A 21832-nucleotide genomic window follows, 5' to 3' on the forward strand; every position below is an offset into this window, starting at 1 on the left:
GGTGCTCTCGCATTACTTGGCCATTTTATCGGTTAATGTCGCGGCATTTCATCCGTATGCTAGGTTAGTCATTACAAGTAATAACAATACTCTTATTAGTTTGTTCATTAGCTGTTCCACCTAGAGTTGCGGGTTAAGCAAGGGTTGTACGGCACAACCAACCCTTGCAGGTTTGTTGTCAGTTCGCTGCGGGTTTATAGGTATTGCCGGTTAGGGTGAGCGCATACAGCGTTGATAACGCCATGCCGTAGTAATCGTTGTTGGCATTCTCATAACCGTTTGCACCTATGTTCCACGGTAAACTACCATTGAGGGTTTCGTTAACCCAATGGTTGGTATAGTTGTTTGCGTTAGCGGGGTACCAATCATAAAGCATGGCTGCAACCGCAAAGCCGCCAGAAAATGACCGCCCGTTGTAACCGGCGCTATTACCAGTAGATCGAGCAATATCAGCCTCAATACCTGATATGTCTCCGTTGTTGGAATTGTTGACAAGGTCATTGATTAAACGGCGTGTCCAGTTACGCGATTCGTCGGTGCCATACCAGGCGTAGTCCATGGTCACTCTCCATGGGATACGTGAAGCGTCTGAACCATAATTAGTACTGCGACCGGATACATCGCTACCGTCTAGCTTCATCCAATCAGGCACAAAGGTTTTGTCTCCGTTAGGGCCCGCTTTTTGTTTATCTAGCAACTTGGCATATAAATCACGTGCAGCTGAATTCCAGCGATCGTTGGTGTTGCTTACTTTGCTGTCTAATGCGGCCACTTCTGCAAAGAAACGGAAAAAAGCAGGAATGGAGTATGAGGCATCAATTTCGTCTTTACAGGGATCAAAATTAGATTTTTGGTAGGGCTTAACAACCCAAGTGCCACCGTCGTCGGCGCACCAATGCAGCCAGTTGTCGTGTAGTTCGTTAACGGTGTGAATGGCCTCAGCGCGATAATCAATACCGGTACCGCTCCATTTGTCTGCGGCAACAAATAAGGCCATCGCGATATCAACATCGCCATCGGTAGCAGGGCCGCCACCGCCAGCACCAAAGCAGGTTTGGTTTTGACCCACAATGCCGTAACAAATTTGATTAGTTACTGGAGAGGCGTTGTCCCATACCAACCAAGGCATTAAGGCTGCGTTGTTATCATCAATAGTTTTTTTGTAAAAACGGTACAGTTTATCGAAGCGAGTCTTGTCGTTGCCATAAGCGGTAATCAGCATACCGTAGCCCATGCCTTCGGAGGCGGTAGCGTAAGCATCCTTACTTACGTTTCCGCTGCCATCACGCAATGCACCGCCAGATCCCCATTTTACACGGGCTTTATCGCTACCAACATTAACGATGTAGTTATCTACAAAACGATTGTAAATGGTGTTCAATTCAGAGGCGCTAATTGCGTTGTTATCGGGTAGCAAAATACCACCCCAATATCCGGAGTTGGCTAAATTTTGCTTGCTAAGCGCTGCTTCTGCCGAAAAGCCGGTAGCACTTAGTAGTAACACTGAGCTAAACAGTGCACAGCTAAAGAGTGGTCGCGTAGTTATAAAAGGCTTCATTTTATATCCTTATGTTTTTGTGTTTGTTAGCGTTAACATCTGTAGTTTATATTTTGTACATATTGAGTTGGGGGAGGCTAAGGCTTGTCGCTAAAATTATGTGACGTAGATGTGTGATGTAAAACAGGATTATTTTTTAAATTTTTGATAATTAAATATAAATTGATTTCATAGGTATCGTCTTATTTTGCGGCTTACGGCAGGTGTTTTGATTAAAAATCAATTTGAGATGTAAAAAATAATGATCAATATTTGATATTTATAGTGCTATGGAAGTAACGGGTTGCAGTTTTGTTTGCTGCCCATCAACACTAAAATAAGTGCTAATCAAAATGATTGCCTGTCTAAAGCTCCCTTGTTAATATTTTTGCTTTCTGGGAATGTAGAGTGTTAATTAATGGAACTAAAAGACTTAAGTCATGGGCAACGCAGTCGCCTAGCGTTTATCGATTTTAGCTTAGAATATTTTGGTGAAGTAAGCCGAGCCGATTTGATTAGCCGTTTTCAAACTGGTCTTGCGGCTGCAACTAGAGATCTATCAAGCTACAAGCAGTTTGCGCCCAACAATGCTTTTCTTGATCACAAGGCGCGTCGCTATTTAAGACGAGATCAATTTAGTCCGCTGTTTTCCCATAATCCAGAAGCCATTTTAACCGGCCTATCTCATGGCTTTGGCGACGGCTTATCATTTCCACTAGAACCTAGTGATACCTGCTTTGACGCCGTACGCTTGGTGCACCCTAAAGCAGAGTTTATTGCGGCTATTATGCGCGCTATTCATCATCGCGTTCCCTTACAATGTTTGTATTTGTCTGTTTCATCGGGAGAATCTAGCCGAGAGATCGTTCCGCATAGCTTGGTTAATAATGGTCACCGTTGGCATGTACGTGCTTTTGACCGGGTGAGTAGCAGTTTTCGTGATTTTGTATGCACCCGTTTTACCCAGCTTGCTGTGCTGGATCAGTCTATCGAGACCTTAGAAGCCCGTGAATACGATAAACAGTGGAATCACATTGTTGAGCTTGAACTGATTGTTCACCCAAGCTTGGTTCATCCACAGGCCATTGAGCTGGACTACGCGATGCATAATGGCTTACTAACCTTAGAAGTAAGGGCTGCGTTAGCAGGGTATTTGCTGCGACAATGGAATGTAGATTGTTCGACTGCACATAGCTTAAGTGGTGGCGAGTATCAGCTAGCCTTAAAAGACTGTTCAGTGCTTAAAGGTGTGGCTGGCTTGGCCATTGCGCCTGGTTGGACAGCTAGCGAATAAGGGGATCAAAATGCGCGACAGTCTTAAACAACATATTGTGACAGTGTGCGATAAGAAAATGGCCAGCAAAGGGAGTGATGTAGGGCTCTCTTTTTATGCGTTTTTCGCCAATAAAAATGATGATCCTGTTTTGCTAATGGAAGCCGCTAGCTGGTGGATAAGCGCCCATCAGCTTAATCATTTTGAAAAAGCCCACAAAATTAAGGCTTTAGTTGAGTCCGAGCTGTAATTACGAAGCAAAGAGTGTTACTAGCATAGCGTGGCACTCTTGAATGTAGATTATTTACCCACTAGAATGGCGAACTTTTATTGTTTAATAGAAGGTTATGTCGCTTAGCTGCGCCATTGGTAGTGAAATGTTTGGTTCTGGTTGGTCGGAAAAAGCACTGTTAAGCTTTTCTAGTTTCTCCTCTTTATTTTTTGCATTACTGGGTATCAGTTTAGGGTTATGGGCTGGTTCTTTAGTGATTGTATTTGATGGTGCTTACTCCTTAGTCAGTTTAGCGCTCACCTTGGTATCACTAGGTTCCTTAGCGCTAAAGAAGCACCCTGTATTTGATGATAAACCCAACAAAGCGCTGATGATTGAGCCTGCGGTTGTTGCTTTTAAAGGTTTAGCGATTAGCGTGATGTGTCTGGTGTCTTTTGCTACTGCTGTGTTAGCTATTACTCATGGCGGGCGTGACGTTGATACAGGATTGGCGTTAATTTTTGGCCTTGTTAATGTAGTGGGTTGTGTCGCAACGTATTGGATTTTAAATAAAAGTGCTTCTCAGTCGGCGCTGTTAGATGCGGAGGCAAAACAATGGTTAATGGACAGTGTTATTAGCGCGTCGGTGTTAATGGGCTTTGGCATTGCGATTGTGCTGACTAAAACACGGTATGCAGAATTTGCGGTGTATGCTGATCCGGTGATGGTTATACTGGCTTCAGCGTATTTTATTTGGGTGCCGTTAAAGATGACCTTGAGTGCCGTGAAGCAATTACAACAAATTAACCAAGTAGAACTCGGCTATTAGGCCATTATTGGCGCTAATCGAGGATTTGCGCCAATAAAAATGGGATGAGACTTACTCTGCGTAGCAGCTATCCCAATCGCCATAATTTGCATCACCAGCAAGAACTTGCAGTTCAACATCGCCTAGTACTTCAACGATAGTGGCATTTGCTTGTGCAACAACAGCTTCTAGCTCAGCTTGCTCAGTGAAGAAGTTGATTGCTACGTGGTATTGCTCGTTAAAGTAAGCAATAAACAAATCCCAACCTTGCTGCTGTTGAGTCGCGGCAAGTGCAGCGTCTACTTCGTCAAATTTCTCGATATCAGCAACAAATCTAATCTCTGCGCAGGTTTGCGCGAAAGGACCAATCGCTAACTTTTTCAAATGGCGTGGTTTGTGATGGCTTTTAGCTTCAGGTTTCGCTAAATCTGGAACGGCAATAAGAGTCATTATTGTTACCTAGTAAAGATGGAAATAGGGTAGCGTAATGGGCAATCAAAGTTGCCAACTACAATTGCACGCGAGCTTAGTCTAGCTCTAGGTATAGCGCAAGCTAAAGCTGAACAATCGGCTTTTCTTTAGCTCTCGAAGAATCTGTATAGTAATGCTTACAGCGAATCATGCTGGATCTAAGTGGCTTCTCTCAAGATGGGTTAGTATTACTAGTGTGCTAGCGAAGATGTTGTTGGTTTGAGCCACTGACGCTGCGCGAGGTATTGAAAGCCTATTTAAACATGCAGGCAATAAACACTTCCCTTATTGCCGTCTTGTTAGGCTGAATGTTTCGCACTTTTCGCTTTATTTGAACTTCTATTTTATTTTATATATTCACGTTCTCGCGTGACTCCCACCTAAGGCCTGCGGCCTTAGGTTTTTTTTGAGCGCAACTTATCGCGCTTCTTGATCAAATTGTTTGATTAAGGCTGAGGTATCAGCACGTGAGAACCCACGTTGCTGCAATTTGGCATACTGTTCATCAACCTGTTTTGCCAATGGTAGCGGCACACCTAGCTTGTCAGCTTCATTAAAACAAATGGCTAAGTCTTTACGCATCCAGTCTATCGCAAAACCAAAATCAAACTGGTTGTTTGCCATGCTTTTCGCTCGATTCGTCAATTGCCAGCTTCCGGCTGCGCCATGTTGCAATACCTCCACAACGGTATCAATGTTTAGGTCAGCCGCCTTTGCAAGCTGTAAAGCCTCAGATAAGCCCTGTAAAATACCACTGATACAAAGTTGATTGACCATTTTGCAGGTTTGTCCGTAGCCTGCAGAACCAACTAACGTAACGGCTTTGGCATAACTGCCAAGTAAGCTCTCCACTTTATCTAGGGTGGTTTGCTCGCCACCCACCATGACTGTTAATGCGCCGTTTACTGCACCCGCTTCACCGCCAGATACCGGGGCGTCTAGAAATGCTAATTCATGTTGTTGAGCGGCACTATATAGCTCACGTGCTAATTCAGCAGATGCGGTGGTGTGGTCGATTAAAATGCTACCTGGTTTGGCTGCAGGCATAATGCCATTTTCGCTAAGGCATACAGCCCGTACATCTTGGTCGTTGCCCACACAAGTAATAATTACATCGGCTTGGGCGGCGGCTTCTGCTGGGGTAAAGGCTTGCGTGCCGGTGTATTGCTCTAACCAGCGTTTTGCTGTGGCATCGGTGCGGTTATACACCACCAACTCGTAGCCCTTGTTGCTTAAATGTCCAGCCATAGGAAAACCCATTGTTCCTAAGCCAATAAATGCAACCGTGGTTAGAGGTGCTTTACTCATCGTGTATTCCCTTTAAATGTTTAAGCAAGTAGTTTGCGGCAATCAATAAAATGATGTTTACATTGAACTAGTTCAATGTAAACGGTTCACTGAACTTAGCGTAAGTTTTCGACAAATTGACTTGTTTTACTAGTGCAATGGCAAAGCGCACTACTAGTTCAACATAGTGAGTTGTTGTGACTATTGAAAGCGATAAAAAATGTGAAGTGTTCTAATCGATTGAGCGCTTAGCAACGTAGTGATTTTATAACTTCAAATTATTGTCACTGGCACTGCTCAATAGAGCGGATGCAGCTTATACAATCCACATGAGAAACCTTATGAACATTTTTATTCTGGACCATGATATTAAACGCTGTGCGCAGTTTCACTGCGACCAACATGTGGTAAAAATGATTTTAGAAAGCGTTCAAATGTTGTGTACCGCTTTAAATAAAAAAGGATTTACTACGCCTTACAAATCTACTCACCTTAACCACCCTTGTGTGCTTTGGGTTGAGCAATCTTATGACAATTTTTTGTGGCTTAAGCAATTAACAGTAGAATTAAACCGAGAGTACCGTTATCGCTATAACAAAGAGGTAGACCATAAGTCGATGGCGGTGCTGGAGAAGCTTACCGAATTTCACTATGGCCAAAAGGGCTTGACCGAATTCGCTCAAGCTATGCCCCTTGAATATAAACAAACAGGGGATGCGGTAGAGGCTTATCGCCAGTTTTATTTGGCTGAGAAAATGTCGTTTGCAAAATGGACTAAGCGACCAATGCCAGCTTGGGTGAATCAAAATTCCTTTTCTAGGTAGCTGCTTTACTGCGTGCTCAGCAAAGCGGTGTAAAAATAAAAACCTGGCTAGTTTGATATACTTGCATAGTATCTCGTAAGGCTCTTCGCTTCAGCGTTCGCCCTCATGCTATTTTTTATGGAATATCGATATCTCTATGCAAGCTTTGTTAGCGAGTTTTAACCCGCAAGCTCGTCCTTTATACCTGGAAATAGCCCGTTGCATTGAGAATGCAATATTAAAGGGGCACTTAGCTTACCAAAACAAGTTACCTGCTCATCGCGTTTTAGCCAAAGAGATTGGCAGTAGTGCCGTTACGGTGCGGCAGGCTTATCAAGAATTAGAAATCAAAGCCTTGATAAGTTCGGGAGTGGGGCAAGGCACTTTTGTTTCATTTAACGTAAACCTTAGCGACGGTATAAAAGGGCGAACTCGAAATGAGTTTAACCTTTCCTTGGTTACACCATTAAATGGCCCCTTATTAGCCCCCTTACGTACTCAGCTTGCGGCCTTAGCTGGCGATGACTTGGCAGCATATTGCGATTACGAAGATGATGCCGGTAATCCAGAGCAACTAGCTATTATGCACCAATGGCTACAAAGCCAAGGTGTTGTGTCTGAGCAAAGCCAAGTAATAGTTTGCCACGGTGCGCAACATGCATTGTTAGTGGCAGTGCTTGCCACTACCCAAGTGGGTGATCGAGTAGCGGTAGAGCGCTTATGTTACCCCGGGATTCTTTCAGTACTTCGACAAACGGGCCGTATACCGGTACCTATTGACTTAGACGAACAAGGTTTATTGGTTGAATCGTTAGAAAAACAACATCAACAGCAAGCTATTAGGGCCTTAGTATTGGTGGCTTCTTGTCAAAATCCAACCGCAAGCGTGATGCCAAACCAGCGGCGACAACAGTTGGCTGCGCTAGTTAATCGCTATGCTATTCAAGTGATTGATGACGATATTTATGGCTTTTTAGCAGACGACAACATCAAGCCTTTTTATTGTTTTGCGCCACAGCAAACGGTTTATTTAACCAGCTTGTCTAAGTGCGTCTCGCCTAGTTTGCGTTTAGGCTTATTGGTGGTACCCAAAAGTGAGCGTGATGACTACATAAACTTAGTGAGAACAACGGTATGGCTGCCTTCCCCTTTACTCATGCAATTGGCTTGTCAGCTAATAACAAGCGGGGCTGTGGCTCAAATTAGCCAGTGGCAAAAGCGCCAGGCCTTAGTCCGTCAGCAAGCTGCGAAACACATTTTTAGTGAGTTAGAGTTTGTGAATCAAGCGCTCGTTGAGCACTGTGCTTATCATCTTTGGCTTTACTTGCCACAAGGCTGGACCAGTAAATCCTTTGTAGCGGTGATGCTAAAACACCGTATTCACCTTAGCGGTGAGCAACATTTTAGTGTTGAAGGCCAACAAAGACCCGCAGTGCGGATAAGCTTAATGGCCACGCAGGACATTGAACAATTAAAGCACGCACTTGGTTTGATCCGTGATGTATTGCTGAGGCGTATTTAGATCACTCGTGGGCTTTTTGATAGTCTTTTCCCCAAGCACATAATAAATCTAAGGCTGGATTTAGTTGCTCGGCTAAAAATGTCGGGGTGTACTCCACTCTAGGCGGCACTTCAGCATATACTTTTCGTTCGATCAGTTTATCTTTTTCCAAATTACGCAGTTGCTGGGTTAGCGTTTTTTGAGTGATTTTAGGGATCTCTCTTTTCAACTCACCAAAGCGAAGCGTTTTCCCTCGTAGCTGATACAAGATAATCACTTTCCATTTTCCACCAATCACATCAATGGCTGTAGTCACCGGACATTCATGCATTGTCTCAGAAACTTCATATTTTTTTTCGTGGCTGGAAGCCGCTGAATCCAACATTAGGCACCTCTAGGAAACTAAATATCTAATTTGTGCGTACTTGTAGTTCGTCAAAACATTCTTATAGTTACCAAAAGATACTATGTTTCGTTTGGATACAAAAGTTGTATTTGGTAACCAGGTGAATATTTGTTTGTTACAACAAGGAAAAATATCATGCCCACCACCTACCAGCCCAATCAAAGTATTGAACTGATTAGTTTTAAGCTTTGCCCTTTTGTTCAACGTTCGGTGATTACCTTACTGCACAAAGGGATCGACTTCAAAATACAATATGTTGATTTGGCTAACAAACCAGACTGGTTTCTCGCACTGTCACCTTTAGGTAAGGTACCAGTATTGAAATATGGCGACCAAGTCTTGTTTGAGTCAGCAGTGATTAATGAGTTTCTAGATGAAATTACCGAAGGCTCGTTGATGCCAGTAGATCCTTTGCAAAAAGCCAAAGACCGAGGGTGGATTGAATATGCTAGCCAAGTGTTAATGGCTCAGTATCAAACGTCGATGGCGAAAAATCAAGACGATTACCATTCAGCCTTAGCGGGCCTAAAAGACAAGCTAAGCCGCTTAGAAAATCTTACTACTGAAAACGCCTATTTTAATGGGGATGATTTAGCCTTAATCGATACTGCATTAGCTCCTCTATTCACCCGTTTCGCGGCTACGAAAGCATTATACGCTAAAGATTGGTTGGCCGATTTTCCTCGCTTAAGTGGTTTAGGCGAGCGTTTGTTGGCCTTACCTGCGGTGCAGCGTTCAGTGGTCGACGACTTTAATCAATTGTACGCCGAATATTGGCTTAAAGCCGAAAGCTATTTGGCACTAAGTAATAGATAAACCAGCCAAGCCATTTTGTGATAACTGAAAGGATTTAATTATGTCTCTAGCAAACTTATTTTCTCCGATTAACTTAGGCGATATTAGCTTAAAGCATCGCGTGGTGATGGCACCGCTTACGCGTTCGCGCTCAGCCCAACCCGGTGATATACCTCAGGCGCTTAACGTTGAGTATTATCAACAACGCGCCAGTGCCGGGTTAATTATTACTGAAGCTACTCAAGTTTCACCGCAAGGCAAGGGTTATGCTTTTACACCGGGTATTCACAGCGAGCAACAAATTCAAGGTTGGAAAGCCATTACCGATGCGGTGCACGCTAAGGGCTCAAAAATTGTGCTGCAACTATGGCATGTTGGCCGCATTTCTCACTCAGCTATTCAGTTAAATGGGGAGTTACCCGTTGCACCTTCGGCCATAGCACCAGAAGGGCAAGCATTTACCGAGCAAGGCTTTTTAGATTTTGAAACCCCCCGTGCTTTGGAAAGTAATGAAATAGCTTCTATTGTTGAGCAGTTTAAGCAAGCAGCAATTAACGCCAAGCAAGCAGGTTTTGATGGCGTAGAAGTGCATGCAGCCAATGGCTATTTGTTAGATCAGTTTCTTAAAGATGGCACTAATCAGCGTAGCGATAACTATGGTGGCTCTATCGAAAATAGAGCGCGTTTGACGCTTGAAGTTACTGCTGCCGTTGCTGAAGTATGGGGGAGCGGGAGAGTTGGAGTTCGCATCTCGCCAACCGGTACTTTCAACTCAATGTCTGATAGCAGGCCTCAAGCTCTTTTTAACCACTTAACTGAGCAGTTAAGCCCAATGAATTTGGCTTACTTACATGTTGTTGAGAACTTCGCTGGCGCGAGTAACGAAGGCTTTAGCTTTGCCCAAATACGCAGTCGTTTTGCAGGTGCATACATGGCAAACGGTGGCTATGGCGCAGAGAGTGCAGAACAAGCGATTGCAAATGATAGTACTGACGTGGTGTCTTTTGGCGCGCCATTTATTGCTAACCCCGATTTACCAGAGCGCTTTAAACAAGGCGCGGATCTGAATGAATTAGATCAAGATACTTTATATGGTGGTGGCGCCAAGGGGTATACCGATTACCCAAGCCTAGTAACCGTAAGTTCTTAAAGTTTCATTTTTTGCGAAAAAGCTAAAGCAAAAAATGTTTGTGCAAGTCCACATTCCCTGTGGTGTTTGGCCTCGCTTGCGAGGCCTTTTTTTTGCTTATTGAATAGAGCCATAAGCTTGTTTAAAGCCAGTGAGTATTACCGGAAATGCGGTTTGTTGCTGGTTACTTTTAAGGATGTAAGCAATCGACATCAATTTTCCGTTCTGTAGATCCTCTATCAATTGCCTATCGGCGACTACATTTACTTCGCAAAGCTTGTTGTCACAGGTAGTGATAGGCAAGTGAAGTGCTTTTTGCTCATCGATTTTTAACCCCAAGCCCTTTTTAGGCTCAGCGTTTGCGCTAATTCTAATTTTTAAAATGGGTTGTTCTGCATGGTTGAAGTAGCTCACTCCGGCTATAACGTTTGCTGCATCGCCTTGTTTCTTCATAATCATTTGAGTGATTACGCAGGGCTTACCCGGTGGGCATTTAACTGTCCACGCTTCAAAATCTTCAGCTAAGGTGGTGCTAGTGATAAGCAATGAAAATAAAGCGATAAATACATTTTTCATAAGTTGTCCGTAACAAAAAAGGGAGCCTTAAGCTCCCTTATTTTTAACCGTTTAGCTTATGCAGGCATTAAGCTTATTGGTGCAGAGTTGCTGCGTTTGCGAGAGCTAAGTAACAATACTACTGCTACTAACATCAACAACCAAGTGCTAGGTTCTGGTACTGCGTTACCTGGGCCAGGAATAAACTCTAGAATTGGTAATTGGCGCATGGCAACGGTGCCTGAACCAGCAAAAGTTAATCCGGTAACAAATGCTAGTTCGTCATTTGGGTCCAGCTCGTTTGACGTGTCAATGCCTGTTACGCGGAAACGATCAACACCATCAACACCAAAGTCATAAACATCACCGGCAGCTAAATTGGCAACTTGTTCCCAATCTACGCCAGTCCATAACCAGATAAAGAACATATCGTCGTCGAAACCAGCAGGTAGCGTAACCGTGCGAATGTTTGGACCTGAATCAACAATGTAGTCGTAACCAACCGCTACATCTGGATCAATAAAGACTAATTCATCGGCATCTACGTTGAATTCAAAACCCCAACCGCCATCTACTACTACTGGCATTATTGGGTTGTCAGGGGTTGCACCTGGTAACGCGCCTTCGCGAATAGCAAAGCGCCATACGCCGTCTTCGCCAGTATTAGAGCTTGAAACGAGATCTAAAATATTCTCGCTAAATGAACCAGGCAGAGCGAAAAAGTTTTCGCCGTCACCAGCATCATAACCTGCTTGAGCGGGGGTGCCACCTAAGCCGTTTGATCCGTTAGAGGCATCACCAGTAGTCCATTCTAATTTGTCGTAACGAAATTCAACATCAAAGTTGCCAGCACCTGTATCTGAACGGTCGATCAGTACAGCTTGGAAGCTGTTAGCTTTGTCTGAGTTTTCATCGTAGTAACCCACGTTATCCCAAGTAACTGCTACTACACCGTCAGAAGGACTACCTACATATACTTCTCCACATTCAGCACAGCCGGTATCTACATCAGCCCAAAATGGCGCAATCATTGGCTGCTCAGCAACGGGGAAGGCGACTGGAGTGAAGCCATCTAATGCGCTTTCGAAAGTAATGTTCCCGTTGTTGTTTACGAAAAACTGATTGTAACTATTGCCAAAGTAGTTAATTTCAAAGGGTAGGTCGAGTTGATTCGATGAACCATCATCATTTCTGCCCATGGCTAGCTCACCGTAACCAGCGTCTCCACCAAATCCGCTTAACATGGTGGCTTGAGCGGTAAAGGACCCAAGGAGGAGGCTCGCTGTTGTGATTAATGCTAAAGATGTCTTTTGCACAAGTATATTCCTTCAATGTTGTTACAAAGATGCTTAGTTAAACCAATGATTTATAGTTATTTTTCGAATTACGACTTAGCAAGAATCAAGCCCTATATAACTATCCTTTATTTTTCATGTAGTTAAGGTTTAAGGTAAGACTTAATATTTGTCTTATGTAAAATTTATCGACATAAATATTTATAAATAAAAAACTTTATTTATACCCAGAAGTCACCGCATTAATGTGGGTTTGCTTGTTTAGGACTTAACTGCTAAATTCGCCAGCCATTTTTCAATCAGCTAAATCTCTATGCGCTTACTCAAATCAACCATTCATTCCGATTTAGGCTCTCTTACCGGTAGTGCCTTAGAGCGTATTGCGGCACGTGCGATTGTGTTGAAGGGTGACGATATCTTGCTGATGTATACCGAGCGCTATCATGATTACACACTACCTGGTGGTGGCGTGGATCAAGGTGAAGACCTTATTACTGGCTTAAAGCGGGAATTGAGTGAAGAAACTGGTGCACAAAATATTCGCAATATAGAAGCCTTTGGCTGCTATGAAGAATATCGCCCCTGGTATAAAGATGATGCCGACTATATGCATATGCTGTCTTATTGTTATCTGTGTGAAATTGACGATGAGCTGGGCAACAATGCCTTAGAAGACTATGAAATCAACAATGGCATGAAGCCAGTTTGGTTAAACATTCATCACGCTATTCAGCACAACCTAGACACCATAGCAAACAACCCGAAAGCGGGGATGTCGGTTGAGCGAGAAACCTTTTTGTTGCAACAAATTTTGGCAGAATGCCTAAGCGAAAATCCACTTAAAGCGGCGGTGTAAACACCGCTATTCTGCCTTTGGTTTTCGAGCGACTATAAAGCTAGAAATGGCTTTATTAGGTCGCCATTGCTGTTCAATGCTAAAACCTTGCTGAATAAAACTACTCAGCAATTCTTGCTCGGTAAATACCTTAACCAAAGGCATTAGGCCTAGTGCTTTACCTATAGGGCCTATTACCTTAAAAAACTTCATTCTGTCGCCTAAACAAGGGGTACTGGTAATCAATACGCCGCCCGGTTTTAGCCAGGTCATTATTTTGCCAATGGCGGTCTCTTTGTCTTCGAGAAGGTGAATTATGTTAAGTGCTAACACAACATCTACCGGTTCGTTTACATCTAAATCTTCAATCGTTGCTTGCTTAAAATCTACGTTCTCGATGTTTTGCTGCTGGCGTTTTTGTTCGGCAATGTCTAGCATTCCCGACGATAAATCGGTAGCAAGTAAATGTTTAAGGTAAGGGGCGTGCAACAGCGCTGTTGAGCCGGTTCCACAACCTACTTCTATAGCGGTGGCTTGCTTGGAAAAATACTGGCGACTTTGCTTTAGCTTGTATTGGTAAGCTTGATTATCTGCAATCACTCGCTTGGCATAGCCCTTAGCATGTTTATCCCAAAATTTAACGTTAGCCGCCATCGAGTTCTTCCCTTTAATATTTGCTTTGTCTTGCTAATGGGTAAATAGTAACCATGCAATAAAGCTATAACAATGTAGTTTTATGTATCTTAGGTATGCATATTCGAATGGATTGGCGTTCAATAAACTTTGATTGGAATCGAGCAAGAGCCTTCTTGGTGACTGCAGAAGAGGGCTCTTTGTCGGCTGCGGCGCGAGCTTTGAATATGACGCAACCTACACTTGGGCGGCAAGTTAGCGCCTTAGAGCAAGAGCTGGGTGTGTCGCTGTTTGAAAGGGTGAGTGGGCGCTTACAACTTACTGGCAGTGGGCTGGAGCTGCTGGCACACGTGAAGGCGATGGGCGATGCGGCGAACAGTTTGTCGTTATCTGCATCTGGTCGCGCAGAAGCGATTGAGGGCGATGTGTGTATTTCAGCATCTGAAGCGGTCGCAGCTTACATTTTACCGCCAATTATTGCTAAGTTGCGAGATCATGCTCCAGGTATCCGTGTAGAAATCATTGCCAGTAATGACAGCAGTGATTTATTGCGACGAGAAGCTGATATTGCCATTCGCGCCTATCAACCCAAAGAGCTTGAACTGATTGCGCGTAAGCTCAAAGATATTAATGTGCATATGTACGCTGCGCGGGCTTATCTTCAGCAGTGGCCCCAGCCGCGTACGATAACAAGTTTAGCTAAGGCGGATTTTTTGGGTTTTAGTAAAAGTGATGAATTAATCGACGAGTTAAGTAAATCCGGCTTTGCGCTTGAGCAAAGCAACTTTCCGGTGTCGGTGAGTAATCACCTTGTGCAATGGGAGTTGGTTAAACAAGGTTTAGGCATAGGCTTTATGCTGGAGAACGTAGGAGACAAGGAGCCCTTAGTTGAGCGCGCTTTTGCGGATTTACCCGCCTTTGCTACGCCGTCTTGGCTGGTGGTACATCGTGAGCTCAATACCAGTAGGCGCTTGCGCATGGTGTATGATTTTTTGGCCAAGCACCTTAATTAAGCTAAGCGATTAAACGTATCGCCGCACTTAAGGTTTTTTCAACGCAGTTAGCTTCTTTGCCGCTGCGGTCAATAACTAAAAAGTCACTGGTTTGCTGCAAGCTGATAAGAGGGTGATGCCAAACTCCACTATGGTAATTTACCCCTTGATTACCTTGAGCTAAAAAAGCGCGAATGTGTTGTTCTTTGAGTGCTCCAGCACTGGCCACCACAACCACATAGGGGCGAGCAGATAACGGCATAAATAACTGGCTACCAAAGGGGTGGTGCTCCATCATCGAAATAGTGAGTGGCAGCTCAAATGCTTGACCACGAAAGATAGAGCAAATCATTGCTGAGTGGCTGCCGCTGTGCTGCAATTTAGCTAAATCGTGATAACGCTGGGTAGAGCCGCCATTTATCGCAAAGTGCTCTGTGTTCTTGGTTTCTATCACGTCACCAAAAGCAGCAAAAGCCGCTTTGGTGAGCGGTTCGAGTGTTAGCTCCAACATTAATTATTACCTTTTACTTTGCCCCAAAGTCGTACTCGGCTAATCCCACCATCGGGGAAAATGTTTATCCGAATATGGCTAATAGTACCTAAGGGATTTAATTCGCTAAAGTGATGATCGTTGTCGGCACTTAAAGTCTGGGGCGCCAGTAACTCTTCCCAAAACATACTCTGGCTGATTAAACTCAAATCGTTAGGGTCGCTGATATTGGCGGCTTGAATAGACAGTTTATCGGGAAAGTTACCTTTAAAGTGAGTGGTCGCAATATCGATGTCTTCAACACTACCTGCTTGGCCTAGCGCGATAATACACCAGTCGTTGCCCGGTTCGCGGCGGCGGCGGGTTTCCCAGCCATCTCCCATGTTTACCCCTTTGCCTGGTGCTAATAAGTTGCTTGGTGTGCCGTAGTGGGCATCGTTAAAACCAACCACTCGGCCACCATTTTTAAGGGCGATTAAATCAATGCGTTGGTCACTGTTCGCGGTGGCAGCAGGTTGACCAAATATTCTAAGCCTTGCGATACCGCCATCAGGGAAAATATTTACTCTCACGTGGCTAATGGCTTGCTCGGTGCTTACTTCAAAAAAGTGGCTGTTGTCGGCACTTAAGGCGCTGGCCGGCACTAGTGCTTGCCACTGGGTATCGCTTGCCGGTAAATCACTTTCGCAATGGCAAACCTCAATACTTATTGCGGGCGCATAGTTACCGGTGAAAAAACTGGTGTCTATTTGTAAGCCTTTAACGCTGCCAGCTACGCCAAGTTTAACAATGCTCCAATCGTGGCCTGAGTCGCGGCGGCGACGGCTTTCCCAGCCATCCATCCATTTACCATTATCATCGTATTTATCGGGATAAAATTCGGCCGGCAGGTGGTTAAGCATACGATCAGCAGCCGCAAAAAAATCATCACTTACCGCTACCACTTTACTGCCTAAACGTTGGTCGGCTAGGTTAATAAACTGCTGACTAAATGCGGGGGCATTGGCTGGCTGCTCGGCAATCATTACTTGGCTCATGTGTATCCTTATTTATCGAGTTTTATGTGGTTATACGGTGGCGTTTTTTTATGAGCTAACTGGCTCTTAATTTAAGATTTTGGTTCAATTGTTTCATTGCTGTTTACTGTTTCTCTCTGTTTTGTGTCAGGGAATAGGGAACAACAGGCTGTTAGTTGTGTGGTTCTAGTTCGTCTAATAATTGATAATTGTTACTGATTTGGTGGCTATGAGTGTGCGCCGAGTGTGCCAAATAATCGTAGACCTTATTGCTTAAATGGGCGAGTAAACTCATGGGGGCTGCGTAACTGTCTAGGGGCGAATGGTTGCTCATTGGGCACACTAGCAAGTGTTTTACTTTAGAGCGATAGCATTGGCCGCTTTGGTCGGTGATCAGCAAACAATTAAGGTGCTCCAATTGGTCAATCAGCGCTGAAAATATTTTAGGACGGCGGCGAATGCCAATCAGAATCACCAAATCTTTATCGTCAAACTGCACTAGTTCTTCACCAATACTTTGTCCGGGAATAGGCAGTAAATGTACCTGCTTACGGCATTGCATTAGCTGCTGACGAAAGTGCATGGCCAGCGGAAAGCTGTTGCGGTAACCAATAATGGTGACACGCTTGGCTTGGCCGATTTGCTGCACTAGCGCCTCGCAATCCATTTGTTCTAGCTGCTTGAACACCTGGCTAATGGCCGCTAAATCACTATGTTCGCTAGTATCACTGGGCTCACTGGTGAGTAGCGGCTGGCCCCATTCGCGCTCTTGTCTAAGCTCGTCACATACTTGTTGGTGATCTTGGTAATCTAGCTGGCGAAAAAAACGGCTAACACTGGCTTTAGAGACTTGGCAAGCATTGGCAATTTCTGCGGTAGATTGAATCAACACTTTATCGGGATGATGCTGTAAATAGTCGGCCACTAAACGCGCTTTAGCAGAAAGTTGCGAATAGTGTTCAACAATACGTTGGTTAAACGCACAGGCCGATGTAGTCATAAATGATTCATTCCTTTCACGAGATTGGTTTGCTAAAGCTTAGAGTACTGCTGAGATAAAGCTTTGTAATTCTGTGGTTTGCGGCTGAGCAAAAACCTGTTTGCTGTCACCGGTTTCCCACACTTTTCCTTGATGCATAAACACCACTCTATCGCCTACATCGCGGGCAAAATTCATTTCGTGGGTCACCAATATTAAGGTCATGCCATCGGCGGCCAGTTGCTCAAGCACCTTAAGCACTTCGCCCACCAGTTCGGGATCTAAGGCCGAGGTGATCTCGTCACACAGCAATACTTTGGGCGACATAGCTAACGAGCGCGCAATGGCTACCCGCTGCTGCTGGCCGCCAGACATACTGGTGGGGTATTGATCAAACTTGTCCGCTAAACCCACTTTTTCGAGTACTTCTTTGGCTAGCGTTAGGCATTCTTGCTTGTTTTTCCCCAGTACTAATTTGGGGGCCAACATAATATTTTCGCCGGCTGTCATATGGGGGAATAAATTAAAGTTTTGAAACACCATGCCTACACTGCGGCTCAGTTGCCTAAGCTGTTTTTCATCTTCACTTACGGCTTGTTTATCTACAATTATCGCACCGCTTTGAAAAGGCTCTAAGCCGTTCACACAGCGTAATAAAGTGCTTTTACCCGAACCACTGCGGCCGATGATAGAGATAACTTCGCCCGCTTTTATTTTTAGATCTATACCTTTTAATACGTGGTGTTGGCCATAATATTTATGAATGTTTTCGATACTAACCAGTGACATTGAGTTTCTTCTCCAAATGCTTGCTGTACAGCGACAGCGGGAAACACAATAAAAAGTACAGTACAGCCACTAAGGCAAATACTTTAAAGGGTTGGAAGGTGGCATTGTTTAACATGGTGCCAGCCTTGGTTAACTCTACAAAGCCGATGATTGACGTAAGTGCGGTGCCTTTTACTACTTGCACTGAAAACCCCACGGTGGGGGCAATAGCAACTTTTAATGCCTGCGGCAAAATGATGTAACGCATAGTTTGAAAAAAGCTTAGACCTAAGGTTCTAGCAGCCTCCCACTGCCCTTTGGGTAAGGACTCTATACAACCGCGCCATATTTCACATAAGAAGGCACTGGTGAATAGGGTTAAGCCAATAATGGCAGCGGTCCAAGCGCTAACATCTAAACCTATTAGCGATAACCCAAAAAAGATAATAAACAGCTGCATTAATAAAGGCGTGCCCTGAAACAGCTCCACATAACCTTTTACCAGTGCGGCTAAAACAGGGTTGTTGCTAATGCGCATAAAGGTAAGCATTAGCGCGACTAAGCCGCCGCTAGCAAAGGCGACAAGGGACAGCAATATGGTCCAGCGAGCGGCGAGTAGCAGGTTGCGTAAAATGTCCCAATCAGTAAATTGCATCATAAACATTGGCTCCTACAAGACCGGGTTTTTAAATAAACGCCTAGCGCTTAACTCGAACAACTGGCGCATGGCAATGGCGAGCAATAAGTAAATCAGTGCCGTCACCAAATAGGATTCAAAGCTGAGAAAATTGCGCGATTGTATAAAGTTGGCAGAAAAGGTGAGCTCTTCTACCGATATCTGCGATACCACGGCAGAGCCCAGCATGACTATGATGCATTGGCTTACTAGCGCAGGATAAATTCTTTGAATAGCGGTAGGAAGTACGATGCGACTAAAAATGTACCAGTGACTTAACCCTAAGGTTTTACCCGCTTCCCATTGGCCTTTTGGTGTGGCTTCAATCCCCGCGCGAATAATTTCGGTGAGGTAAGCGCCAAGGTTTATTACCATCGCCAAACAGCCTGCTTGCCATGCGCTAAGTTTAAGCCCTAGCGCTGGCAGGCCAAAAAAGATAAAGAATAACTGCACAATAAAGGGGGTATTTCGAATCACTTCTACATAGGCGCTAATCAGCCACCGTAACCAAGCTTTGTTACTTATTCTCCCTGCCGCACCTGCGGTGCCAAGCAGTATTCCTGCAAAGGTGGAATACACGGTTAGCTCGGCGGTGGTTAATAAACCTTTGGCGAGCTCGGGTAAGTAGGGCAGTAGGCCGCTAAAGTCCATTTGGTAGCTCATTATGCGCTCCTTGTCTTATAGCTCTTTAGGCAACGAGGTTTTAAACCAGGCCAGTGATAGGCGCTCTAGCTCACCACTGCTTTTCGCTTGGGCAATTAAGCCGTTCACTTTGTCTACTAAAGCTTGCTCGCCTTTAAGTACACCAACATAACAAGGTGAGTTTTTAAGTAAAAACTTGGTTTCAGGCTTGCGGGTAGGCACGCGCTTGGCGATTTCAGTGGCGACCAAGTTACCGGTAGCAATCAGTTCAACTTGGCCAGATAGGTAAGCAGAAAGGGTGGTGTTGTTATCTTCAAAGCGTTTAATGGTCGTGGTGCTGTCGACCAGTTTACTTAACTCAATATCTTCAACAGCGCCACGGGTTACGCCTATGGTTTTGCCTGCAAGTTCTTGGGCTGAGCTTACCGTTACGTCTTCAGCACCAAATACCCCTAAGAAAAAAGGCGCGTAGGCTTCACTAAAGTCGATGGCTTTTTCGCGCTCTGAGTTTTTACCAAGGCTAGAAATTACCAAATCTACCTTACGTGTTTGTAAGTAAGGGATGCGGTTGGCGCTGGTCACCGGCACTAGCTCCAGCTTTACATCCAGTTGTTCGGCTAAATAACGCGCCATATCAATGTCATAACCCATCGGTTGTAGGTCACTGCCCACAGAGCCAAAAGGAGGGAAATCCTGAGGTACCGCCACTTTTAGTGCACCGCGTTCCATAAGTGTTGATAGTTGGTCGGCTTGACTTACGGTGCTGGTTAGGGCGCAGACTAGGATAGCGGCGCTAGCAATCAATTTTTTTAAAGTAAACATAGGGCTTCCTTAGCGGGTTAAATTTAAATGAAACGAATGAATCTATATTTCTATCGTTGCAACGAATGAGCCTAAGTTCATCTGTATGAATAACTATTTAGCTAATTGTTTAATAACAATGGCTTAGCGTATTTTTGTAGGCTGTTGTTTGCTTTGGGATTGGAGAGTACGCAGATTATTCACCCACTTTGGTGCCGAGTAACGACCAAAGCGGTGCAATAAATACCACTAAAGTGGTATTTATTATTGCTGTTTAAGTCAGTAGATATTTATCTGTACCGTTATAAAAGGAATATTTTTAATTAAATTTTAGTCTTAACTATTTGATTTAAATTGAAAATGTATACTGTGATGAAAAAGTGATAACTCTGTGAATTGGTTGGGACATGTGCTTCTTATACTGGATTTGACTGTTAAATAAGGACCGCAAAAGGAGCGAACCATGGATCTCAAGTCATCGTTGTTAGCAATGCCATTGATTGCTGTAAGTACATTAAGCCAAGCCGCAGTGGTAGACGTTAAAATCACTAACCTTACCCAAGGTATCTATTACACACCGCTATTAGTTACTGCACATACCTCTGACGCACATTTGTTCGAAGTAGGCCAAACCGCCTCTTCAGCTCTGCAAGCAATGGCTGAAGGTGGCGATATCTCTGGTCTACAAACCATTGCCGACGGTATATCTGCTGTTTCATCGACTAACCCTGCTGGTGGCTTACTTGCCCCAACCGAATACGCAATGGTTAGTGATTTAGACACTGGCAGTAATACTCACCTCAGTATCGTGGCAATGTTATTGCCAACTAACGATGGTTTTGTGGGTAAAGATAGCTGGGAAATTCCGAGCGAAGCCGGCACTTATACCTTCTACATGAATGGTTATGACGCTGGTACCGAAGCCAACGATGAAATTGTAAACGGTGGTGGTATGTCTGGTGTTCCAGGTATTCCAGCTAACCCCGGCATGAACGGAGGTACTGGTGGTAGCGGCGTAGCAACCGCTTCAGCTAATAGCAAAATTCATATTCACCCTGGTAACGTAGGTGACCAAGACGCAGCTGGCGGCATGAGCGATTTAGATAGCCGCATTCACCGTTGGTTAAACCCAGTGGCTAAAGTAGTTGTTACCGTTAAGTAATTAAGGAGGATCTATGGCTATCTCAAGTTTTGCAAAGAGAGCCTTGGCCGTAGCGGTAATGGCGGCAGGACTAAGTGCATGTGGCAGTGATGATGACACCATTGTTGTATTGCCACCCGATACACTAGACTTTGAAGTCACCGTGTACAACGACACCGCGGCACAACCTTTATCGCCAGTAGTGGTAGGTATACACGGTGCTACGATGAGTTTGTGGTCGGTAGGTTTATCTGCAAGTGTACCCTTAGAAACCATGGCTGAAGGCGGAAACGCTGCCGACTTAGCGGCGATGTTTACCGATACTAACGTTGCAGTACTAGGTGCAGGGGCTATTGGCCCAGGTAACTACGAAAAACTAATGATTAGTGCTGAAGATCGCACTGAGATGAAATTATCCCTAGCAAGCATGATGGTAAACACAAATGATGCGTTTACTGGTTTGAATGCTATTGATGTTTCAGGCTTAATGGTAGGCGACAGCATGAGTTACACGCTACCCGCTTACGATGCTGGCACGGAAGCAAACAGTGAAGCAATGGGTTCTATTCCTGGCCCAGCAGACGGCGGCGAAGGCTTTAACGCAGCCCGAGATGATACGATGAACAAAGTTTCTCGCCATCCCGGTCTAGTAACCCAAGCCGACGACGCAATGTCAGTATTGCTGCCTGATCATCGAATCTCAGGCACTGTTGGGCGCGTAGTCATTACTCGTACCAACTAATACTGTTTGTTATTACGCCCGTGCTGCGGTGCGGGCGTAACTATTT

The 21832-nt window shown here is 44.6% G+C and carries 25 protein-coding genes; 11 read left to right on the plus strand and 14 right to left on the minus strand.

What is annotated here, in order from left to right:
- Positions 1–178: 178 nt before the first annotated feature.
- Entirely contained in the window at positions 179–1558 is a 1380-nt protein-coding gene (locus tag ACLD71_RS12745; RefSeq protein WP_411990933.1) for a glycosyl hydrolase family 8, read from the minus strand.
- Between the two features lie 397 nt (positions 1559–1955).
- On the opposite strand from ACLD71_RS12745, the gene ACLD71_RS12750 reads away from it, so the two are divergent.
- The 3 genes from ACLD71_RS12750 to ACLD71_RS12760 all read left to right on the plus strand — a co-directional run bounded on the left by ACLD71_RS12750 (position 1956) and on the right by ACLD71_RS12760 (position 3850).
- A complete protein-coding gene (locus ACLD71_RS12750) occupies positions 1956–2831 on the plus strand; it encodes a WYL domain-containing protein (RefSeq protein WP_411990934.1) in 876 nt (291 codons plus the stop codon).
- A gap of 10 nt (positions 2832–2841) precedes the next feature.
- A complete protein-coding gene (locus ACLD71_RS12755) occupies positions 2842–3060 on the plus strand; it encodes a DUF6500 family protein (RefSeq protein ID WP_137672673.1) in 219 nt (72 codons plus the stop codon).
- Between the two features lie 97 nt (positions 3061–3157).
- The gene (locus tag ACLD71_RS12760) at positions 3158–3850 is read left to right on the plus strand and encodes a cation transporter (protein WP_411990935.1); all 693 of its coding nucleotides are present in this window, start codon (positions 3158–3160) and stop codon (positions 3848–3850) included.
- 51 nt (positions 3851–3901) lie between these two features.
- Here the strand turns inward: ACLD71_RS12760 and ACLD71_RS12765 are convergent, their stop codons facing one another.
- A complete protein-coding gene (locus ACLD71_RS12765; protein WP_137672675.1) occupies positions 3902–4279 on the minus strand; it encodes a hypothetical protein in 378 nt (125 codons plus the stop codon).
- A 438-nt stretch (positions 4280–4717) separates the two neighbouring features.
- The gene (locus ACLD71_RS12770) at positions 4718–5608 is read right to left on the minus strand and encodes an NAD(P)-dependent oxidoreductase (RefSeq protein WP_137672676.1); all 891 of its coding nucleotides are present in this window, start codon (positions 5606–5608) and stop codon (positions 4718–4720) included.
- A 320-nt stretch (positions 5609–5928) separates the two neighbouring features.
- On the opposite strand from ACLD71_RS12770, the gene ACLD71_RS12775 reads away from it, so the two are divergent.
- Positions 5929–6411, plus strand: coding sequence for a pyrimidine dimer DNA glycosylase/endonuclease V (locus tag ACLD71_RS12775; RefSeq protein ID WP_174235934.1), 483 nt, complete (start codon positions 5929–5931; stop codon positions 6409–6411).
- A gap of 136 nt (positions 6412–6547) precedes the next feature.
- Positions 6548–7912, plus strand: coding sequence for a PLP-dependent aminotransferase family protein (locus ACLD71_RS12780; protein ID WP_411990936.1), 1365 nt, complete (start codon positions 6548–6550; stop codon positions 7910–7912).
- Position 7913: 1 nt separating this feature from the next.
- Here the strand turns inward: ACLD71_RS12780 and ACLD71_RS12785 are convergent, their stop codons facing one another.
- Positions 7914–8276 carry a winged helix-turn-helix transcriptional regulator gene (locus ACLD71_RS12785; protein WP_137672679.1) on the minus strand — a complete coding sequence of 121 codons (363 nt, stop codon included), beginning with the start codon at positions 8274–8276 and terminating at the stop codon, positions 7914–7916.
- 156 nt (positions 8277–8432) lie between these two features.
- Here ACLD71_RS12785 and ACLD71_RS12790 point away from each other — a divergent pair, with 156 nt between their 5' ends.
- Together ACLD71_RS12790 and ACLD71_RS12795 are read left to right on the plus strand one after the other, a co-directional pair.
- Positions 8433–9113 (plus strand): glutathione S-transferase family protein, encoded by a 681-nt coding sequence (locus tag ACLD71_RS12790; RefSeq protein WP_137672680.1) that lies wholly within the window; start codon positions 8433–8435, stop codon positions 9111–9113.
- Between the two features lie 40 nt (positions 9114–9153).
- Complete coding sequence (locus ACLD71_RS12795) at positions 9154–10242, plus strand: alkene reductase (RefSeq protein WP_411990937.1); 1089 nt, start codon at positions 9154–9156, stop codon at positions 10240–10242.
- 96 nt (positions 10243–10338) lie between these two features.
- Here the strand turns inward: ACLD71_RS12795 and ACLD71_RS12800 are convergent, their stop codons facing one another.
- Complete coding sequence (locus ACLD71_RS12800) at positions 10339–10797, minus strand: invasion associated locus B family protein (protein ID WP_137672682.1); 459 nt, start codon at positions 10795–10797, stop codon at positions 10339–10341.
- A gap of 56 nt (positions 10798–10853) precedes the next feature.
- Positions 10854–12092, minus strand: coding sequence for a nidogen-like domain-containing protein (locus ACLD71_RS12805; protein ID WP_137672683.1), 1239 nt, complete (start codon positions 12090–12092; stop codon positions 10854–10856).
- Between the two features lie 292 nt (positions 12093–12384).
- Between ACLD71_RS12805 and ACLD71_RS12810 the strand changes: the two genes are divergently transcribed.
- Positions 12385–12927 (plus strand): NUDIX hydrolase, encoded by a 543-nt coding sequence (locus ACLD71_RS12810; RefSeq protein ID WP_411990938.1) that lies wholly within the window; start codon positions 12385–12387, stop codon positions 12925–12927.
- Positions 12928–12933: 6 nt separating this feature from the next.
- On the opposite strand, the gene ACLD71_RS12815 is transcribed toward ACLD71_RS12810, so the two are convergent.
- Positions 12934–13560, minus strand: a complete 627-nt coding sequence (locus ACLD71_RS12815) for a class I SAM-dependent methyltransferase (RefSeq protein WP_411990939.1) — start codon at positions 13558–13560, stop codon at positions 12934–12936.
- 107 nt (positions 13561–13667) lie between these two features.
- Here ACLD71_RS12815 and ACLD71_RS12820 point away from each other — a divergent pair, with 107 nt between their 5' ends.
- Entirely contained in the window at positions 13668–14552 is an 885-nt protein-coding gene (locus ACLD71_RS12820; protein WP_174235935.1) for a LysR family transcriptional regulator, read from the plus strand.
- Between the two features lies 1 nt (position 14553).
- On the opposite strand, the gene ACLD71_RS12825 is transcribed toward ACLD71_RS12820, so the two are convergent.
- The 7 genes from ACLD71_RS12825 to ACLD71_RS12855 all read right to left on the minus strand — a co-directional run bounded on the left by ACLD71_RS12825 (position 14554) and on the right by ACLD71_RS12855 (position 19924).
- Positions 14554–15042 carry an ureidoglycolate lyase gene (locus ACLD71_RS12825; protein WP_137672687.1) on the minus strand — a complete coding sequence of 163 codons (489 nt, stop codon included), beginning with the start codon at positions 15040–15042 and terminating at the stop codon, positions 14554–14556.
- Positions 15042–16058 carry an allantoicase gene (gene alc / locus ACLD71_RS12830; protein WP_137672688.1) on the minus strand — a complete coding sequence of 339 codons (1017 nt, stop codon included), beginning with the start codon at positions 16056–16058 and terminating at the stop codon, positions 15042–15044. The genes ACLD71_RS12825 and alc overlap by 1 nt, the downstream gene beginning before the upstream one ends.
- A 151-nt stretch (positions 16059–16209) precedes the next feature.
- Positions 16210–17037 carry a MurR/RpiR family transcriptional regulator gene (locus tag ACLD71_RS12835; RefSeq protein ID WP_137672689.1) on the minus strand — a complete coding sequence of 276 codons (828 nt, stop codon included), beginning with the start codon at positions 17035–17037 and terminating at the stop codon, positions 16210–16212.
- A 39-nt stretch (positions 17038–17076) separates the two neighbouring features.
- Positions 17077–17805, minus strand: a complete 729-nt coding sequence (locus tag ACLD71_RS12840; protein WP_137672690.1) for an amino acid ABC transporter ATP-binding protein — start codon at positions 17803–17805, stop codon at positions 17077–17079.
- A complete protein-coding gene (locus tag ACLD71_RS12845) occupies positions 17792–18442 on the minus strand; it encodes an amino acid ABC transporter permease (RefSeq protein WP_411990940.1) in 651 nt (216 codons plus the stop codon). The genes ACLD71_RS12840 and ACLD71_RS12845 overlap by 14 nt, the downstream gene beginning before the upstream one ends.
- Before the next feature lie 12 nt (positions 18443–18454).
- On the minus strand, positions 18455–19123 hold the full coding sequence (locus tag ACLD71_RS12850) for an amino acid ABC transporter permease (protein ID WP_411990941.1): 669 nt from the start codon (positions 19121–19123) through the stop codon (positions 18455–18457).
- 15 nt (positions 19124–19138) lie between these two features.
- Positions 19139–19924 (minus strand): transporter substrate-binding domain-containing protein, encoded by a 786-nt coding sequence (locus tag ACLD71_RS12855; protein ID WP_411990942.1) that lies wholly within the window; start codon positions 19922–19924, stop codon positions 19139–19141.
- 442 nt (positions 19925–20366) lie between these two features.
- Between ACLD71_RS12855 and ACLD71_RS12860 the strand changes: the two genes are divergently transcribed.
- Both ACLD71_RS12860 and ACLD71_RS12865 read left to right on the plus strand, forming a co-directional pair.
- The gene (locus tag ACLD71_RS12860; protein ID WP_411990943.1) at positions 20367–21065 is read left to right on the plus strand and encodes a spondin domain-containing protein; all 699 of its coding nucleotides are present in this window, start codon (positions 20367–20369) and stop codon (positions 21063–21065) included.
- Positions 21066–21078: 13 nt separating this feature from the next.
- The gene (locus ACLD71_RS12865) at positions 21079–21786 is read left to right on the plus strand and encodes a spondin domain-containing protein (RefSeq protein ID WP_137672695.1); all 708 of its coding nucleotides are present in this window, start codon (positions 21079–21081) and stop codon (positions 21784–21786) included.
- The last annotated feature ends 46 nt before the right edge of the window (positions 21787–21832 follow it).

Origin of the sequence: Agarivorans sp. DSG3-1 (genome assembly GCF_046774965.1) — a bacterium.
GTDB lineage: Bacteria > Pseudomonadota > Gammaproteobacteria > Enterobacterales > Celerinatantimonadaceae > Agarivorans.

What these genes read in the sequence shown, in the direction of transcription:
- ACLD71_RS12745 (WP_411990933.1), bottom strand. Translation starts at nt 1,558, where the DNA reads ATGAAGCCTTTTATAACTACGCGACCACTCTTTAGCTGTGCACTGTTT.
- ACLD71_RS12750 (WP_411990934.1), top strand. Translation starts at nt 1,956, where the DNA reads ATGGAACTAAAAGACTTAAGTCATGGGCAACGCAGTCGCCTAGCGTTT.
- ACLD71_RS12755 (WP_137672673.1), top strand. Translation starts at nt 2,842, where the DNA reads ATGCGCGACAGTCTTAAACAACATATTGTGACAGTGTGCGATAAGAAA.
- ACLD71_RS12760 (WP_411990935.1), top strand. Translation starts at nt 3,158, where the DNA reads ATGTCGCTTAGCTGCGCCATTGGTAGTGAAATGTTTGGTTCTGGTTGG.
- ACLD71_RS12765 (WP_137672675.1), bottom strand. Translation starts at nt 4,279, where the DNA reads ATGACTCTTATTGCCGTTCCAGATTTAGCGAAACCTGAAGCTAAAAGC.
- ACLD71_RS12770 (WP_137672676.1), bottom strand. Translation starts at nt 5,608, where the DNA reads ATGAGTAAAGCACCTCTAACCACGGTTGCATTTATTGGCTTAGGAACA.
- ACLD71_RS12775 (WP_174235934.1), top strand. Translation starts at nt 5,929, where the DNA reads ATGAACATTTTTATTCTGGACCATGATATTAAACGCTGTGCGCAGTTT.
- ACLD71_RS12780 (WP_411990936.1), top strand. Translation starts at nt 6,548, where the DNA reads ATGCAAGCTTTGTTAGCGAGTTTTAACCCGCAAGCTCGTCCTTTATAC.
- ACLD71_RS12785 (WP_137672679.1), bottom strand. Translation starts at nt 8,276, where the DNA reads ATGTTGGATTCAGCGGCTTCCAGCCACGAAAAAAAATATGAAGTTTCT.
- ACLD71_RS12790 (WP_137672680.1), top strand. Translation starts at nt 8,433, where the DNA reads ATGCCCACCACCTACCAGCCCAATCAAAGTATTGAACTGATTAGTTTT.
- ACLD71_RS12795 (WP_411990937.1), top strand. Translation starts at nt 9,154, where the DNA reads ATGTCTCTAGCAAACTTATTTTCTCCGATTAACTTAGGCGATATTAGC.
- ACLD71_RS12800 (WP_137672682.1), bottom strand. Translation starts at nt 10,797, where the DNA reads ATGAAAAATGTATTTATCGCTTTATTTTCATTGCTTATCACTAGCACC.
- ACLD71_RS12810 (WP_411990938.1), top strand. Translation starts at nt 12,385, where the DNA reads ATGCGCTTACTCAAATCAACCATTCATTCCGATTTAGGCTCTCTTACC.
- ACLD71_RS12815 (WP_411990939.1), bottom strand. Translation starts at nt 13,560, where the DNA reads ATGGCGGCTAACGTTAAATTTTGGGATAAACATGCTAAGGGCTATGCC.
- ACLD71_RS12820 (WP_174235935.1), top strand. Translation starts at nt 13,668, where the DNA reads ATGGATTGGCGTTCAATAAACTTTGATTGGAATCGAGCAAGAGCCTTC.
- ACLD71_RS12825 (WP_137672687.1), bottom strand. Translation starts at nt 15,042, where the DNA reads ATGTTGGAGCTAACACTCGAACCGCTCACCAAAGCGGCTTTTGCTGCT.
- alc (WP_137672688.1), bottom strand. Translation starts at nt 16,058, where the DNA reads ATGAGCCAAGTAATGATTGCCGAGCAGCCAGCCAATGCCCCCGCATTT.
- ACLD71_RS12835 (WP_137672689.1), bottom strand. Translation starts at nt 17,037, where the DNA reads ATGACTACATCGGCCTGTGCGTTTAACCAACGTATTGTTGAACACTAT.
- ACLD71_RS12840 (WP_137672690.1), bottom strand. Translation starts at nt 17,805, where the DNA reads ATGTCACTGGTTAGTATCGAAAACATTCATAAATATTATGGCCAACAC.
- ACLD71_RS12845 (WP_411990940.1), bottom strand. Translation starts at nt 18,442, where the DNA reads ATGATGCAATTTACTGATTGGGACATTTTACGCAACCTGCTACTCGCC.
- ACLD71_RS12850 (WP_411990941.1), bottom strand. Translation starts at nt 19,123, where the DNA reads ATGAGCTACCAAATGGACTTTAGCGGCCTACTGCCCTACTTACCCGAG.
- ACLD71_RS12855 (WP_411990942.1), bottom strand. Translation starts at nt 19,924, where the DNA reads ATGTTTACTTTAAAAAAATTGATTGCTAGCGCCGCTATCCTAGTCTGC.
- ACLD71_RS12860 (WP_411990943.1), top strand. Translation starts at nt 20,367, where the DNA reads ATGGATCTCAAGTCATCGTTGTTAGCAATGCCATTGATTGCTGTAAGT.
- ACLD71_RS12865 (WP_137672695.1), top strand. Translation starts at nt 21,079, where the DNA reads ATGGCTATCTCAAGTTTTGCAAAGAGAGCCTTGGCCGTAGCGGTAATG.